Below are 14,216 nucleotides of genomic sequence, written 5' to 3'. Positions count from 1 at the left end.
AGGGCGAAGGTGTTCGTCCAGACAGACAAAAGCCCGCACGCAGTAGCGTACGGGCCCCAGTCAGCGCCAAGGACGACAGCCTACTCGCCGGCGATGCGAACCGGGCGCGGGGTCTTCTGGGCATGGACTTCCTCGGCCACAAGGAAGGCCAGCTCAAGGGCCTGGCTGGCATTGAGGCGCGGGTCGCAATAGGTGTTGTAGCGGTCCGCCAGGGTCGCCTCGGTCACGGCCGACACGCCGCCGACACATTCGGTGACGTCGTCGCCGGTCATCTCGATATGGACGCCGCCGGCATAGGTGCCCATTTCGCGGTGGATTTCGAAGAAGGACTTCACCTCGGACAGGACGCGGTCAAAGGGGCGGGTCTTGAAGCCGGTGGAGGCCTTGATGGTGTTGCCATGCATGGGATCGGAGCACCAGACCACGGTGCGGCCGGCCTTCTGCACGGTTTCGATCAGGCGCGGCAGGTGATCGCGGATCTTGTCCGAGCCGAAGCGGGCAATCAGGGTCATGCGGCCGGCTTCATCGGTGGGGTTGAGCCGATCGAGCAGACGCAGCAGGTCATCGCTCGACAGCGAGGGGCCGCATTTGACGCCGATGGGGTTCTTGATGCCGGCGAAATATTCGACATGGGCCGCGTCGGGCTGGCGGGTGCGGTCACCGATCCACAGCATGTGGCCGGAGGTGGCATACCAGTCATTGGTGATGGAGTCGCGACGGGTCAGTGCTTCTTCGTAGCCGAGCAGCAGCGCTTCGTGGCTGGTGTAGAAGCTGGTCTGGCGCAGGGCCGGCGTATTATCAGGGTTCAGGCCCAGCGCACCCATGAAGGTGATGGCGTCGTCGATCTTGCGCGCGACTTCCTCAAAGCGGGTGCTCCAGTTGGAGCCCTTCATGAAGCCCATGGTCCAATCGTGGATGCGGGTCAGCTCGGCATAGCCGCCGGTGGAGAAGGCGCGCAGCAGGTTCAGTGTCGCGGCCGACTGGCGATAGGCCTGCAGCATGCGATCGGGATCGGGCACACGGGCCTTTTCGGTGAAGCCAATGTCGTTGATGATGTCGCCACGATAGCTGGGCAGCTCGACACCATCGATGGTCTCGGTGTCGGCCGAGCGCGGCTTGGCGAACTGGCCGGCGACGCGACCGACCTTGACCACGGGCTTGGATGCGCCATGGGTGAGCACGACGGCCATCTGCAGGAACACGCGGAAGAAGTCGCGGATATGGTCGGCGCCATGCTCGGCAAAGCTCTCGGCGCAGTCGCCGCCCTGCAGCAGGAAGGCCTCGCCACGGGCCACGGCCGCCAGGCGGGACTTGAGCTCACGCGCCTCGCCGGCAAACACCAGCGGCGGGAAACTCGCCAACTGGCGTTCGGCTTCGGCGAGAGCGGCCGGATCCGGATAGGCCGGCACCTGGGAGATCGGCTTGTCGCGCCAGCTATGGGGGGTCCAGGTGGTCATATCAGGTCTCGCTCACGCGCGGTTACGGATTGGTGGGGGCGGAATACCAAGGGACGCAGGGCGGGACAAGGACATTCGAGCCAGACTTTAGGCGGCAGGGCGGCCTGTGTGTCGCCGGGTCAAGGGGCGCTGCCCCTCAACCGTTGATATGTGCGGGACTCGGTCCTCAAGGAACGAGGCCGCAGAAGGATCAGCCGCCGACCTTTTCGCAGTTGCGATAGGTGTAGCTGGGCGCTTTGAAGGTCACCAGCTCTTCGGCCGCCGAGGGATGCAGCGCCATGGCGCGGTCGAAATCGGCCTTGGTGGCGCCCATGCCCATGGGAATGGCGACAAGCTGGATCATTTCGGCAGCGCCCGGCCCCAGAATGTGGCACCCCAGGATCTTGCCGCCGTCCTTCTCGGTGATGAGCTTGAGGATCATGCGCTCGGTACGGGTGGACAGCGTGTTCATCATCGGCCGGAACTTGGCGAGATAGACATCAATGTCGCCATGGGTGGCGGCTTCCGCTTCGGTGAGGCCGATGACGCCCAGTTCAGGATCGGCAAAGACCGCCGTGGGAATCTGGGAATGGTCCACGGCCATCTTGTTGTTGTTGAAGACGGTCTCGGCGAAGTACCAGCCCTCGCGGATGGCCACCGGCGTGAGCGCGGCGCGACCGGTGACATCGCCGACCGCATAGATGGATGGCACGGACGATTGCGACCAGGCATCGACAGCCACCGCGCCATCGGAGTGCAGCTTGACGCCGACCTGGTCGAGACCAAGCCCTTCGGTGTTGGGCGAGCGGCCGATGGCGAACATGACAGCGCCATAGGGTGCAGTGACGCCATCGCTGAAGGTAACGGCGACATCGCTGCCATCGCGGGCCAGGGAGTCGATGGTGGTCTGGTAGATGAGCTTGACGCCGCGCTCGATCAGCCCCGCCTCAAGGCCGCGCCGCAGATCTTCGTCAAAGCCGCGCATGATGCAGTCGCCGCGGTAGATCAGCGTGGTGTGAACGCCAAGGCCGGCGAAGATGGTGGCAAATTCGACCGCGATATAGCCGCCGCCGGCGATCAGGATGGAATGGGGCAGCGCGGGCAGGTCAAAGGCCTCGTTGGAGGTGATGGCCAGTTCGGCGCCGGCAATATCGGGCTTGTTGGGGCGACCGCCGGTAGCGACAAGGATATAGCGCGTGGTCAGCTCGGTCCCCTGCCCCACCAGGCGCACGGAATTGGGTCCGGTGACCACAGCGCGGTCGCGGATGATCTCCACGCCCGGCTTCTCGAGATTGGCGACATAGGCGCTCTCGAGCCGGGTGATTTCCTTTTCCTTGTTGTCGACCAGGGTGCGCCAGTCGAAACTGGCCTCGACGGACCACCCGAAGCTGGCTGCCACATCGAACTGGTCATGGAACCGGCTGGCATAGACATAGAGCTTCTTGGGCACGCAGCCGCGGATCACGCAGGTGCCGCCGACCCGATATTCCTCGACGATGGCGACCTTGGCGCCAAAGCTGGCCGCCATGCGCGCAGCCCGGACGCCCCCCGAACCAGCGCCAATGACAACAAGATCGTATGTCGTGCTCATAAGTGGGCTCCAGCTGCCGGGGTATATCGGCATTCACCGATGGATATAGGTGGAGCGGGCGCAAAAGAAAACCCCGCACAAGTGCGGGGCTCTCCAGCGCATCAAATGCGGGTGGTGCTAGAGTTCGACGCCCTGGGCGCGCAGCTCGGCGCGGACCTTGGCAAAGAACTCCTGGCGGATGTTGTTGGTGAAGACCTGGAGAACCGACTGCAGGTCAGAGTTCACCTCGGTGTTGGCCTGGGCGAGCTTCTTGCCGGTCTCGGAGCTGTAGAAGGCAACAATTTCTTGCAGTTCGGCTGCCGTGAAGCGCGCGGCATAGACGCGGGCGAACTGGTCCATCAGGTCGCCCTTGCGCGAGCGGTATTCCTCAAGAATCTTGCCGACGGCAGCGTCGGTCTTTTCGGCCAGTTCGGGATTCTGCTGCACGATCTGGCGCATGGTGCCGATGCCGATCTCGACCATGGTCACCTCGAACACCGAGGCGCGGTCGGTGAGGTCGATATACTGGCGCGCCAGGGCCAATTGCTCGGGGGCCAGTTCCTGGGCCATGGCAGGCACGGCAAAGGCCAAAGTGCCGGCGCTGAGCGCCACTGCCACAAACGCCTTAACGCGCATCATCGTACCGGTCATCTTCGATCCACCCGTGTTGTCTGGAACTATCAATTCTTAGCCGCTGGCAGCGTTATTACGCCATCTGCGGTCGCCACATAAGCCGTCTTGCACATTTTGAGGAACAGGCCGTGCTGCACCACGCCAGCAATATCGAGCAGATCGCGCGACAGCGCTTCTGGCTGCGAAATGCGGCCAAAAAAAGCATCAAGGATCAGGTGGCCGCCATCGGTGACAAAGTCCTGACCATTGGCAGCCTGGCGCAGGCGGAGGTCGCCTTGGGCCTGGTGGGCCGCCAGAACGGCAGCAACTGCGCGGCGCGTGGCGCCCAGGCCGAAGCGGTTGACCTCGATGGGCAGCGGGAAACGACCGAGCGTCTCGACCAGCTTGGACCCATCGGCAATCACGATCATGGCGTCGGACGCAGCTGCCACGATCTTTTCCCGCAGCAGCGCGCCGCCGCCGCCCTTGATGAGATTGAGATCGCGGTCGATCTCGTCGGCGCCGTCGACGGTGATGTCGAGCCGGTCAAGCGTATCGAGATCGGACAGGGGAATATTGAGCTCGCGAGCCTGTTGCGCGGTGACCTCGGAGGTTGGTACGCAGATGCAGTCAAAGCCCTGCGCAACCTTCTCGCCGAGCAGATCGACGAAGTGGCGCGCCGTCGATCCTGTGCCCAGGCCCAGCCGCAGTCCGGGCCGGATCTGGCTGAGCGCCATGGCCGCCGCTTCACGCTTGAGGTGTTCGCTCATGATTGCCGTCTCCGCTGCGCTGATGGCCTGCACTTGCAGTGCAAAGGGCGCTGTGTCAATGCGTCACGCCGGACACGATCACGAGTTGGTGAACGCGGGTTGTAACCAGCTGGCAACACTCTGTCGGCATGGTGAACAAACTATGGCGCAATCGGGGCAACCGCCTCTTTTCGCTGCACTTTAAAGCGCGTAAGCAATGCCAATTGTTCCGCGCACGAATCAAACGCACGAACTCCTTGCAAAGGCGAAGTCGCAAAGATGCACATAATCAAGTCAGTCATAGTGGTCGGGCTGTCTATTCTGATGTCTGTGGCGGCAGGGGCGCCGACCATGGCCCGGCAGGTCTACGACCCCGAAAAGGCCAACTGGGTCGACGAATCCACCCTGCAGCTGCCGCAGAAGGGTCGTCACGGCTCGATCAAGAAAGAGATCGTGTCCTATGAGACCAACTATAAGCCCGGCACGATCGTGGTGGAAACCGGCGAACGCCGGCTTTACCTGGTTCTGGAAGACGGCAAGGCCCTGAAGTACGGCATTGGCGTCGGTCGCGATGGTTTCACCTGGACCGGCACGCACCGCATCACCCGCAAGGCGGAATGGCCCGGCTGGACCCCGCCGCCGCAGATGCGCAAGCGCGTTCCGGACCTGCCGGCCTATATGCCGGGCGGCCCGAACAACCCGCTGGGTGCCCGTGCGATGTATATCGGCTCCACGCTCTACCGCGTGCATGGCACGTCGGACCCGTCCTCGATCGGCCAGGCCGTGTCCTCGGGTTGCATTCGCCTGACCAATGAAGACGTTGCCGACCTCTATGAGCGCGTACAGGTTGGTGCAACCATCGTCGTGCATCACTAGGCCGACGCCGGCGCGCACAGGGGCCATCGTCCCGGCTCGCAGACACGTGAAAGGGTTGCCGCAGGGCGACCCTTTTTTCATTGCCAATTGGCTTTGAAAAAACCCGTCCGGCGACTAGATTTGGCGGCATGACCCTGACCATGCCCCCTGCCCGTCCGCTCGTTGACCGCTATGGGCGGCATATTTCCTATCTGCGCATATCGGTGACGGATCGCTGCGACTTCCGCTGCGTCTATTGCATGGCCGAGGACATGACCTTCCTGCCCAAGCGGGAGGTGCTGAGCTTTGAGGAAATCGAGCGCATCGCCGCTGCGTTCATTGATCGGGGCACCACACGCATCCGGCTGACCGGTGGTGAACCGCTGGTTCGGCGCGACATCATGGATCTGGTGCGCAGCCTGGGCAGCCGCATCGGCCACGGCCTGGACGAATTGACCATCACCACCAATGGCAGCCAATTGGCGCGACACGCCGAGGGGCTCGCCGCGGCTGGCGTCCGACGGATCAATGTGTCGCTGGATACGCTCGACAGCGCGCGCTTCACCGCCATCACCCGCCGGGGGCGGCTGGCCGATGTGATGGCCGGAATTGATGCGGCGCAGGCGGCCGGCCTCGCCGTCAAGATCAATATGGTGGCCATGGCCGACGTCAATGCCGACGAGATCGAGCCGATGATGGCCTGGGCGCATGGGCGCGGCATGGGGTTGACGCTGATCGAAGGCATGCCGCTGGGCGACGTGGGCATGGACCGGGTGCAGAGCCACCTGCCTCTGCGCGAACTGCACGACCAACTGGCGCGCCGCTACAGCCTGACCAGGCTCGAGAAGCGTACCGGCGGCCCGGCGCGCTATGTGCATGTCGCCGAGACCGATGGCGTGCTCGGCTTCATTACGCCGATGAGCCACAATTTCTGTGAAAGCTGCAATCGCGTGCGGCTGACCGCGACAGGGCAGCTGTTCATGTGCCTGGGGCAGGACGACCAGGTGAACCTGCGGGACGCGCTGCGCAGCGGTGGCGCGGCGGGTTTGGATGCTGCCATGGACCAGGCCATGCTGCTCAAGCCCAAGGGGCATGACTTCGTATTGGACCGCAACCGGCCGCAGCCGGCCGTTGCGCGGCACATGAGCGTGACGGGCGGCTGAGCCGACCCGTCGATACTCGATATCAAAGCGAACTGGAGACGACCATGGGCGAACGCACGACTCTGACCGCCAGCGACGGCTTTACCCTCAATGCCTATCGCGCCGTGCCCGAAGGCAAGGTGCGGGGCGGTGTGGTGGTGATCCAGGAAGTCTGGGGCCTCAACACCTGGATCCGCAGCGTTGTGGACCGCTATGCCCAGCACGGGTTCCTGGCCATTGCGCCGGCCATGTTCGACCGCATCGAGTTTGGCTATGAGAGCGACAACTACGGCCCCGAGCAGTTTGTGGTGATCGGCGAGCTGATGAAGCGCTTTAACCCGCAGACGGCACTGCTGGACGTCAAAGCCGCTGTCGATGCTGCCGCAGAGGCCGGCAAGGTGGGCATCACCGGCTATTGCTTTGGCGGCGCCATCTCCTGGCGGGCCGCCCATCATGGTCTAGGGCTCAGCGCGGCCTCGGGCTATTATGGTGGCGGCGTGCCGAACTATATCGACCTTGCCCCGACCATTCCGCTCGAAATGCACTTCGGCGATCAGGATACCGGCATTCCGTTGGAGCAGATCGAGGCGCTCAAGGCCAGGCATCCCGATGTGCCGATCTACACCTATGCGGCCGGCCACGGCTTCTGCAACAGCGAGCGGCAGGTCACCTTCGATGTTGACGCCTGCACCAAGGCCTCGGCCCGTACGCTCGAATTCTTCCGCAAGCATGTCGGCTGAGCTGGCGCAACACCGGGACTATCTGGAGGGCGAGTGGCGGGCGGCACAGGCCGCGCCGCTGTCGCTGCGCCGTGCGATGCTGGTGGCCATGCTGATCGACGCCTATGTGGACCGCCAGTTTGCGGCAGCGCCGGAGGCGGAGGACATCCTGGCCTATCGCGCCGCCCGGGCGGCGGCCCAGCCGGCGATCGGCACGGTTTTGGCGCTGTGCGGACAGGGTGACGGACCACGGCTGGTGATCGAAGCCATGACGGTGCCGGTCGAGGACTACGGCAAGCTGTCCGTGGAAGACTTCATGGTCAGCCTCTATAATGGGCACAGCGTGCAGCGCGTGATGATTGCCTGGCCGGACGGGCGGCGGGCGCTGGCGCATGATGTGCTGGGTACGGCGATGGCGGCGCTGGAGGACCAAACAGATGCGTGAGACGGTTGCGCTGGTGACCGGTGGCAGTCGCGGTATCGGGCGCGGCATTGCACTGGCCTTGCTGGCAGAAGGCGCAAGCGTGCATGTGACGGCGCGCACCCGGACAGATGCGCAGGCAGCGGTGCATCCGCAGCGCGAGGGATCGCTGGACGGGCTGGTCGCCGAGGCTGCCGGCCTGCCCGGGCACTTGACGACCCATGTGTGCGACCATGCCGACGACGCCCAGACCGAGGCGGTGGTTGCCAGCATTGTGGCGCGGCACGGCCGGATCGATATTCTCGTCAACAATGCCTGGCCTGGCTATGAGAACATGGTGGAGGGCAATGACTTCACCTGGGCCAAGCCGTTCTGGGAGCAACCGATGTGGCGATGGGACGCCATGGTAGGAACGGCGCTTCGCGGTGCCTTCGTTGCAGCCCGCGCGGCTGCGCCGACCATGGTCCGCCAGGGCGCCGGGCTGATCGTCAACATATCCTACTGGGCGGCGCAACGGCACGATGGCAACGCCATCTACGGTATCGCCAAGGCCGGTGCCGACAAGATGATCGCGGACTTCGCCCATGAACTGCGCCCGCACGGTGTAGCTGCAGTGTCACTTTATCCGGGGCTGGTGCGCACCGAAGCCGTCATGCGCGCCGCCGAGTATTTTGACCTAAGCAATTCGGAATCGCCCCAGTTCATCGGTCGCGTGATCGCCGGGCTGTGGCGTGATCCCCTGCTCATGAACAAGTCCGGCACAGTGCAGGTCGCGGCCGCACTTGCCGAGGCCTATGACATCGCGGACATCGACGGCAAAAGGCCCCGACCGGCCTAGCGGCCGGGTGCGCGTTCGATCAGTTCGACCATGATGCCGTCGGGATCGCGCACAAAGGCGACACGGCGGACCATCTCGGTGTTGTGGGCGTTGCGCGGGCGCTCGACGATGGGCACACCCGCCGCCTCGAGCTTGTTGATCATCGCGTCGACATCGCTATAGGCCAGCGTCAGGTGGCGCATGCCGGCTTCGCCCGGGGGAACGTCCCGCGACGGGGTGGCACCATCGGCAGGGCCGAAGACTTCCAGCATGCCGCCGCCGGCATCGAGAAAGATGACGTTCGGCTTGCGCAGCGCCAGGCGCAAGCCCATCAGGTCGCAATAGAAGGCAATGGTGCGATCAAGATCGCCCGAGGTCATGCCAACATGTTCAAAGCCGACCAGGCTCATTTGTCGTCATCGACGACGATGGCAAAGTCGAGCGGCAGTGCCGTGGTGTACTTGATCTGGCCCATGGCAAAGGCGGAGCTGACGTCGGTCAGATTGATCTTGCTGATGAGCTTTTTGTAGAAGCTGTCATAGGCGCCGATATCGGGCACCACAACGCGCATCAGATAATCGACATCCCCGCTCATGCGGTAGAACTCGACCACTTCGGGAAACTCATCGATCACGGCGGCGAATTTGCGCATCCAGGCGTCATTGTGCTCATTGGTCTTGACCGACACAAAGACGGTGACGCCGACATTGACCTTGGCCGGATCGAGCACGGCCACGCGGCGCTGAATGACGCCGTCTTCTTCCATCTTCTGAATTCGGCGCCAGCATGGGGTGGTGGACAGACCGACCTTGCGGCCGATTTCCGCCACCGGCATGGTCGCATCCTTTTGCAGAAGGGTCAGAATTTTCCGATCGATCTTGTCCAAAGCCACTTCGCCCCCGCGAGATCATAATTCTAAAATTGCAACAATTCCGGTCGGAATTGCGCTCGTTAGTGCCACAAAGCTGCTCGGCTAGCAATATTATTGCTGCATCCACCACAGCGCACGGCAGGCACGATCACCCCCGTCAGGGCGCGGATTGTCGGCGCCAACTGGCAGGCAGGTCAAAACCGCCCTGCCAGATGCCGATCCCGCGCGCCCGCGCGGCAAGGTGCTCCGTCCAGTAGTCGCCGGCCGAAACAGCCAGCCCCTGCTGCACCAGGCTGGTGCCGAGATCGCTGCCAGCGACAGAACAGCGCGCAATCATGCGACCATAGCGATCCTGCCCCTGGGCGCGGCAGGTCACCGGCCCGGCGGCGAGCAGATCGGCGAGCGCGGCGCGCGCCGCCTGTCCACAGGCCCAGTCTGTGCCATCGGGCATGGGGCAGATCTGGTCCAGTTCGGGCGCATCCAGGCCAGCCAGTCGGATGCGGGTGTCTCCGAGATGGACGCTGTCGCCGTCGCTGGCGCGCGCCTGGCCAGTGAGCTCCCGCTGGCCAGAGCAGTGCTGCAGGGCCAAGCCCAGTGCGACAACCAGCACCGCGGCAGGCACCAGCACAGCGCGTCGGCGGACAAACCCGGAGATTGCGCGCGCCTTGCGCCGTCGCATTTCACCACCCGTTAACTACGCCCGGCTAAGCTTGGCGCCATCAGCGTAGCGAATTGCGTAGTTGTTCGCATCAGTTAGTAATGAGTAACCATGACGTCCCAACCGGCTGTCACTGACGACGTCCGTTCGCAGATGGGACGTGACGGAAAGCGCTCAGCGCAGAAGACTGTGCTCGACGCGCGCCAGCGCCTCACCTCCAGTTCGGGAACGCGCGCCTCCTTCGACTTCGAACTCATGCACGACTATGCGGAGTCCCGCGTAGCCGGTGCTTTGCCGATGGCCGCGATCGTCGCCATATTGGCCACTGTTGCCACGCTCTGGGTGCCGCCGCTGTTTACCGCGCTCTGGGCCGGTTCGGTGACGATGGCGCTGTTGATCGTGGTGTTGATGGCGCAGCGCTTCCGCAAGAGCGATCCCGCCAGGTTCAACGCCGCGGAATGGACCGCAACCTTTGTTGCCGGCGAACTGGTGCTCGGCATTGCCTGGTCGCTGCTGGCGCTGTTCACCCTGGTTGCCTCGCAGGAAAACCTGGCGCCGGTGATGTTTGCCATGGTGCTGGTGGCCATTGCCGCCAATGCCATCGTGACCCGTACGCAGCCGCCCGCTACGCTGATGAGCACCCTGCCCGCCACGCTGACCGTGTCCGCAGGGCTGGTGATGCAGGGGGGCGTGCTCAACTATACGCTGGGTGGCGTCGCCATCTGCGGCGAAATCTTCTTTGTCTACCTGGCCCGCCAGTTGCATGCCTCCGAGCTCGAAACCCTGACGCACCAGGGCGAAAAGGATGCGCTGATCAGCGAGCTGGAAGAGGCCCGGCATATGTCGGACGAAGCCCGGCGCCACGCCGAGCAGGCCAATATCGCCAAGTCGCAATTCCTGGCCACCATGAGCCATGAGCTGCGTACCCCGCTCAATGCCATCATCGGCTTTTCCGAAGTGCTGCAGTCCGAGCTGCTGGGACCGCATCAGGTGCCGCAGTACAAGGAATATGCCGGCGACATCCACAGCAGCGGCCAGCACCTGCTGAACCTGATCAACGAACTGCTCGACCTCAGCCGCATTGAGGCAGGCAAGTATGACCTCAACGAAGAAGTGGTGTCGCTGGTCGATATCGCCGCCGATTGCCGCCGCATGATGGAGCTGCGCGCAAAATCGAAGGGCATCGACCTGGTGTTCAGCGTAGGCGACAACCTGCCCAAGCTGTGGGGCGACGAGCGCGCCATCCGCCAGGTGGTGCTGAACCTTTTGAGCAACGCCATCAAGTTCACCCCGCAGAACGGCAAGGTGATCCTTGTGGTGCAGCGCAGCAGCGACGGCGGGCAAATGGTCTCGGTCAAGGACAACGGCCCGGGCATTCCCGAGGACGAGATCGAAACCGTGCTGTCGTCCTTCGGCCAGGGTTCACTGGCGCAGAAGACCGCCGAACAGGGCGCGGGCCTGGGCCTGCCGATCGTGCAGAAGATCATGGAACTGCACCAGGGCCGGTTCGACCTGTTCAGCAAGCTGCGCTTCGGCACCGAGGTGATCGCCACCTTCCCGCGCGCCCGCGTCATGGATGCGCTGGCGCCGGTGGTGGAAAAGAAGAACCGCCTCGAGATCTATTCACAGGCTGGCTAGGCGCTTCTCGCGCCTCAGCTCTCCTTGCCGCTGACCCCGGCGGAATCGAACGTCGCCATATTGGTGTGCAGGTGCAGCGCAGTCTTGACCAGGACAGCGGCCAGAGCGGCGCCACTGCCTTCACCCAGCCGCATGCCCAGATCGAGCAGGCCCTTCTGGCTCATGGCCGAAAGTGCCCTTGCGTGTGCTGACTCGGCGGAGACGTGGGCGAAGAGGCAGTGGTCGATGGCCGCAGGATTGACCGCATAGGCAATAGCGGCCGCCGCCGTGGCGACAAAACCATCGACAATGACGGGCACCTTCTGGTGGCGGGCTGCGATCAACGCGCCCAGCATGGCGGCGATCTCGCGGCCACCGACACGGGCCAGAATGGCCAGGGGATGGTCCAGCTCGCCGGCATGGCGCGCCAGGGCGCGATCAACCGCATCGGCCTTGCGGGCGAGGCCGGCATCATCGACGCCTGTGCCCCGGCCAACCCAATCGGCGCCTGTGCCGCCGAACAGGGCGGCATAGATGGCGGCCGCCACGGTGGTGTTGCCGATGCCCATCTCGCCGATGCAGATCAGGTCCGGCTTGCCGGCGATGGCCTCCATGCCATAGGCGATGGTGGCCGCGCACATCTTGTCGTCCAGCGCCGGCTCCAGCGTGATGTCGCCGGTGGGCAGTTCAAGTGCCAGCTCGAACACACGCAGGTTGATTTCGTGCAGGGCGCAAATCTGCGAAATCGCGGCGCCGCCATTGGTGAAATTGGCGACCATCTGCGCCGTCACTTCGCGCGGGAAACTCGACACGCCCTGATCGGTGACGCCGTGATTGCCGGCAAAGATGGTGACCATGGGGTTGTCGAGCCGCGGCTGGGCCCGGCCCTGCCAGCGGGCCAGAAATTCCACCAGGCCTTCGAGCTGGCCGAGCGAGCCGGGCGGCTTGGTCAGCTGGGAATCGCGGGCGCGCACGGCGGCAACTGCCGACTCATCGCCATCGGGCGGCAGCGTCAAAAGCTCGACGACATCAGCGTAGGCGGGGTTGAGCGAAGGCATGGCGAGTCCGGTCTGCTGTGGTAGGAAGTGGGGACTTGTTGCGTAGAACGGGGGCAAATGCAATTGAGCCAGGAGCAATCCAGCGACGCCATCGACAGCGATGTGCGTGACGCCAGCCGCCCACCGCCGCCGCCACCGGCCATGGGTCTGGCCGCCGATTTCATCATGGCGCTGCGGCTGTTCTCGCGGCTGCCCACGGGCAGTTCACCGCACCAGCCGCCCGATCTCAACCGCATTGCCATGGCCCTGCCGCTGGCCAGTATCGCCATTGGCATTGGGCCGGCGCTGCTGCTGGTGCTGGGCACCCTGGCTGGCCTGCCACCCTATTTTGCAGCGGCGCTGGCTGTTGCCGCCATGGTCGTGGCGAGCGGCGCCATGGGCGAGGACGCGTTGGCAGATGCCGCCGATGGATTGTTTGGCGGGCACACGGTGGCGCGTCGTCTGGAAATCATGAAGGACAGCCGCCACGGGACCTATGGGGTGTCTGCGCTGGGCCTGTTCATCCTGCTGCGGCTCACCGGCCTGGGCGCCGTCGCCGCAGTGAGTCCCCTTGGCGCGGGGGCCATCTGGCTGGCCTCAAGCGTTGCCGGGCGCTCATCGGCCATTTGGCTGGCGGTCGCCCTGCCCGCGGCGCGCAGCGACGGGCTGTCGGCTGCAGCAGGCAGCGTGTCGCCAGTCAGCTTTGCCGTGGGCGCGGTCTTTGCCGGGTTGTTGCTGTTCGTGCTGGGGGGACCGGCCACGAGCGTAGTGGCGCTCGGCGCAGCGGTGCTGGCTGCAGTGTTGATGGCGGCGGGCTGGACGGCGCTGTGCAAACGCCTTGTCGGCGGCCAGACGGGGGACCTCATCGGCGCGCTAGGCGCCCTGACCGAAGCGGCTGTGCTGACGGCGCTGTTACCCTTCGCCCTGCGCTGAGGCCTTGAAATCGCCGCCTGCCTTGCCTTTATCTGGAGCATGACCCGACCCCGCAGAGAAAGCGCACCAGCATGATCTTCATCGGAATTGCGCTGCTGATCGCGGTGGGACTGGCCTTGCTGATCAGCGCTGACGCGGGGAGCCTTGTTGGCCTCAGCGAGATGCAGACTGCGCAGCTGATCCCGCTGCTGGTGTTGCTGATCGTGTTTGCCGGCGGCCTGTTCACGCGCCCCCGCCGCATCAAGGAGCTGCTGACTGGCGTGGTGCTGTGGGTCGGCATCTTCGGCGTGGCCGGGTTGACCTATGCCTATCGCGACGAGTTGGTGGGGATTGCCGGCCGCGTGATGGGCGAGTTCCAGCCTGGCGTGGCGCTGGTCGATGCCAACCAGGGCACGGCCACGTTCCGGCGCGGTATCGGTGGGCATTTCCAGGTCAACGCGACCATCAATGGCCACACGACGCCCATGATCTTTGACACCGGCGCCAGCGCCGTGGTGCTCAGCGTCCCCGATGCAGAGGCCGCCGGTATCGACACCGACGCGCTCAACTTCACCATCCCGGTTTCAACAGCCAATGGCACGGGCCGGGCGGCGCGCATCCGCATTGATCGGCTGGAGGTCGGCGGGATTATGCGCGAGGGCGTTACGGCCTTTGTTGCCGAACGCGGGGCCCTGGAGACGAGCCTGTTGGGCCAGACCTTCCTTGAGACGCTGCAGCGCTACAGCGTGACACAGAATTCGCTGGAACTGGTCGACTAAAAACAGGGACGGCCGGTGCAA

General features: G+C 64.4%; 16 protein-coding genes. 8 read left to right on the top strand and 8 right to left on the bottom strand.

Annotated features, from left to right (window positions below):
- Nucleotides 1-80: 80 nt before the first annotated feature.
- From K1177_RS02685 to rpiA, 4 genes are all read right to left on the bottom strand, one after another.
- Nucleotides 81-1,457 carry a class II 3-deoxy-7-phosphoheptulonate synthase gene (locus K1177_RS02685; protein ID WP_224701782.1) on the bottom strand — a complete coding sequence of 459 codons (1,377 nt, stop codon included), beginning with the start codon at nt 1,455-1,457 and terminating at the stop codon, nt 81-83.
- A 190-nt stretch (nt 1,458-1,647) separates the two neighbouring features.
- Nucleotides 1,648-3,027, bottom strand: a complete 1,380-nt coding sequence (gor, locus tag K1177_RS02680; RefSeq protein WP_224701781.1) for a glutathione-disulfide reductase — start codon at nt 3,025-3,027, stop codon at nt 1,648-1,650.
- A gap of 117 nt (nt 3,028-3,144) precedes the next feature.
- Nucleotides 3,145-3,657, bottom strand: a complete 513-nt coding sequence (locus K1177_RS02675; protein ID WP_224701780.1) for a DUF2059 domain-containing protein — start codon at nt 3,655-3,657, stop codon at nt 3,145-3,147.
- 29 nt (nt 3,658-3,686) lie between these two features.
- A complete protein-coding gene (rpiA, locus tag K1177_RS02670; protein WP_224703674.1) occupies nt 3,687-4,391 on the bottom strand; it encodes a ribose-5-phosphate isomerase RpiA in 705 nt (234 codons plus the stop codon).
- 327 nt (nt 4,392-4,718) lie between these two features.
- On the opposite strand from rpiA, the gene K1177_RS02665 reads away from it, so the two are divergent.
- The 5 genes from K1177_RS02665 (at nt 4,719) to K1177_RS02645 (ending at nt 8,342) form a co-directional block, all read left to right on the top strand.
- Nucleotides 4,719-5,243, top strand: coding sequence for a L,D-transpeptidase (locus K1177_RS02665; protein WP_224701779.1), 525 nt, complete (start codon nt 4,719-4,721; stop codon nt 5,241-5,243).
- Between the two features lie 128 nt (nt 5,244-5,371).
- Nucleotides 5,372-6,385 carry a GTP 3',8-cyclase MoaA gene (gene moaA, locus K1177_RS02660; protein ID WP_224701778.1) on the top strand — a complete coding sequence of 338 codons (1,014 nt, stop codon included), beginning with the start codon at nt 5,372-5,374 and terminating at the stop codon, nt 6,383-6,385.
- A gap of 44 nt (nt 6,386-6,429) precedes the next feature.
- Nucleotides 6,430-7,104 carry a dienelactone hydrolase family protein gene (locus K1177_RS02655; RefSeq protein ID WP_224701777.1) on the top strand — a complete coding sequence of 225 codons (675 nt, stop codon included), beginning with the start codon at nt 6,430-6,432 and terminating at the stop codon, nt 7,102-7,104.
- Nucleotides 7,094-7,528 carry a hypothetical protein gene (locus K1177_RS02650; RefSeq protein WP_224701776.1) on the top strand — a complete coding sequence of 145 codons (435 nt, stop codon included), beginning with the start codon at nt 7,094-7,096 and terminating at the stop codon, nt 7,526-7,528. The genes K1177_RS02655 and K1177_RS02650 overlap by 11 nt, the downstream gene beginning before the upstream one ends.
- Nucleotides 7,521-8,342: an SDR family NAD(P)-dependent oxidoreductase gene (locus tag K1177_RS02645; protein ID WP_224701775.1), complete on the top strand. Its 822-nt coding sequence runs from the start codon at nt 7,521-7,523 to the stop codon at nt 8,340-8,342. The genes K1177_RS02650 and K1177_RS02645 overlap by 8 nt, the downstream gene beginning before the upstream one ends.
- On the opposite strand, the gene K1177_RS02640 is transcribed toward K1177_RS02645, so the two are convergent.
- The 3 genes from K1177_RS02640 to K1177_RS02630 form a co-directional block, all read right to left on the bottom strand.
- The gene (locus tag K1177_RS02640) at nt 8,339-8,731 is read right to left on the bottom strand and encodes a VOC family protein (protein WP_224701774.1); all 393 of its coding nucleotides are present in this window, start codon (nt 8,729-8,731) and stop codon (nt 8,339-8,341) included. The two genes, K1177_RS02645 and K1177_RS02640, sit on opposite strands and share 4 nt — an antisense overlap.
- Nucleotides 8,728-9,207, bottom strand: a complete 480-nt coding sequence (locus K1177_RS02635) for an Lrp/AsnC family transcriptional regulator (RefSeq protein WP_224701773.1) — start codon at nt 9,205-9,207, stop codon at nt 8,728-8,730. The genes K1177_RS02640 and K1177_RS02635 overlap by 4 nt, the downstream gene beginning before the upstream one ends.
- A 142-nt stretch (nt 9,208-9,349) precedes the next feature.
- The gene (locus tag K1177_RS02630) at nt 9,350-9,871 is read right to left on the bottom strand and encodes a thermonuclease family protein (RefSeq protein WP_224701772.1); all 522 of its coding nucleotides are present in this window, start codon (nt 9,869-9,871) and stop codon (nt 9,350-9,352) included.
- 90 nt (nt 9,872-9,961) lie between these two features.
- On the opposite strand from K1177_RS02630, the gene K1177_RS02625 reads away from it, so the two are divergent.
- Entirely contained in the window at nt 9,962-11,488 is a 1,527-nt protein-coding gene (locus K1177_RS02625; RefSeq protein WP_224701771.1) for an ATP-binding protein, read from the top strand.
- A gap of 14 nt (nt 11,489-11,502) precedes the next feature.
- On the opposite strand, the gene cobT is transcribed toward K1177_RS02625, so the two are convergent.
- The gene (gene cobT, locus K1177_RS02620) at nt 11,503-12,525 is read right to left on the bottom strand and encodes a nicotinate-nucleotide--dimethylbenzimidazole phosphoribosyltransferase (protein WP_224701770.1); all 1,023 of its coding nucleotides are present in this window, start codon (nt 12,523-12,525) and stop codon (nt 11,503-11,505) included.
- 57 nt (nt 12,526-12,582) lie between these two features.
- On the opposite strand from cobT, the gene K1177_RS02615 reads away from it, so the two are divergent.
- Both K1177_RS02615 and K1177_RS02610 read left to right on the top strand, forming a co-directional pair.
- Nucleotides 12,583-13,437, top strand: coding sequence for an adenosylcobinamide-GDP ribazoletransferase (locus tag K1177_RS02615; RefSeq protein ID WP_224701769.1), 855 nt, complete (start codon nt 12,583-12,585; stop codon nt 13,435-13,437).
- Between the two features lie 71 nt (nt 13,438-13,508).
- Nucleotides 13,509-14,195: a retropepsin-like aspartic protease family protein gene (locus K1177_RS02610; protein WP_224701768.1), complete on the top strand. Its 687-nt coding sequence runs from the start codon at nt 13,509-13,511 to the stop codon at nt 14,193-14,195.
- The last annotated feature ends 21 nt before the right edge of the window (nt 14,196-14,216 follow it).

Source organism: Devosia aquimaris, from assembly GCF_020169335.1.
Classification (GTDB): domain Bacteria; phylum Pseudomonadota; class Alphaproteobacteria; order Rhizobiales; family Devosiaceae; genus Devosia; species Devosia aquimaris.
The sequence above is the reverse complement of the archived record's forward strand: the minus strand, read 5'-3'. Positions and strand labels throughout refer to the sequence as shown.

What these genes read in the sequence shown, in the direction of transcription:
- K1177_RS02610 (WP_224701768.1), top strand. Translation starts at nt 13,509, where the DNA reads ATGATCTTCATCGGAATTGCGCTGCTGATCGCGGTGGGACTGGCCTTG.
- gor (WP_224701781.1), bottom strand. Translation starts at nt 3,027, where the DNA reads ATGAGCACGACATACGATCTTGTTGTCATTGGCGCTGGTTCGGGGGGC.
- K1177_RS02665 (WP_224701779.1), top strand. Translation starts at nt 4,719, where the DNA reads ATGGCCCGGCAGGTCTACGACCCCGAAAAGGCCAACTGGGTCGACGAA.
- K1177_RS02645 (WP_224701775.1), top strand. Translation starts at nt 7,521, where the DNA reads ATGCGTGAGACGGTTGCGCTGGTGACCGGTGGCAGTCGCGGTATCGGG.
- cobT (WP_224701770.1), bottom strand. Translation starts at nt 12,525, where the DNA reads ATGCCTTCGCTCAACCCCGCCTACGCTGATGTCGTCGAGCTTTTGACG.
- K1177_RS02640 (WP_224701774.1), bottom strand. Translation starts at nt 8,731, where the DNA reads ATGAGCCTGGTCGGCTTTGAACATGTTGGCATGACCTCGGGCGATCTT.
- K1177_RS02655 (WP_224701777.1), top strand. Translation starts at nt 6,430, where the DNA reads ATGGGCGAACGCACGACTCTGACCGCCAGCGACGGCTTTACCCTCAAT.
- moaA (WP_224701778.1), top strand. Translation starts at nt 5,372, where the DNA reads ATGACCCTGACCATGCCCCCTGCCCGTCCGCTCGTTGACCGCTATGGG.
- K1177_RS02625 (WP_224701771.1), top strand. Translation starts at nt 9,962, where the DNA reads ATGACGTCCCAACCGGCTGTCACTGACGACGTCCGTTCGCAGATGGGA.
- K1177_RS02615 (WP_224701769.1), top strand. Translation starts at nt 12,583, where the DNA reads ATGCAATTGAGCCAGGAGCAATCCAGCGACGCCATCGACAGCGATGTG.
- K1177_RS02685 (WP_224701782.1), bottom strand. Translation starts at nt 1,457, where the DNA reads ATGACCACCTGGACCCCCCATAGCTGGCGCGACAAGCCGATCTCCCAG.
- K1177_RS02675 (WP_224701780.1), bottom strand. Translation starts at nt 3,657, where the DNA reads ATGACCGGTACGATGATGCGCGTTAAGGCGTTTGTGGCAGTGGCGCTC.
- K1177_RS02630 (WP_224701772.1), bottom strand. Translation starts at nt 9,871, where the DNA reads ATGCGACGGCGCAAGGCGCGCGCAATCTCCGGGTTTGTCCGCCGACGC.
- K1177_RS02650 (WP_224701776.1), top strand. Translation starts at nt 7,094, where the DNA reads ATGTCGGCTGAGCTGGCGCAACACCGGGACTATCTGGAGGGCGAGTGG.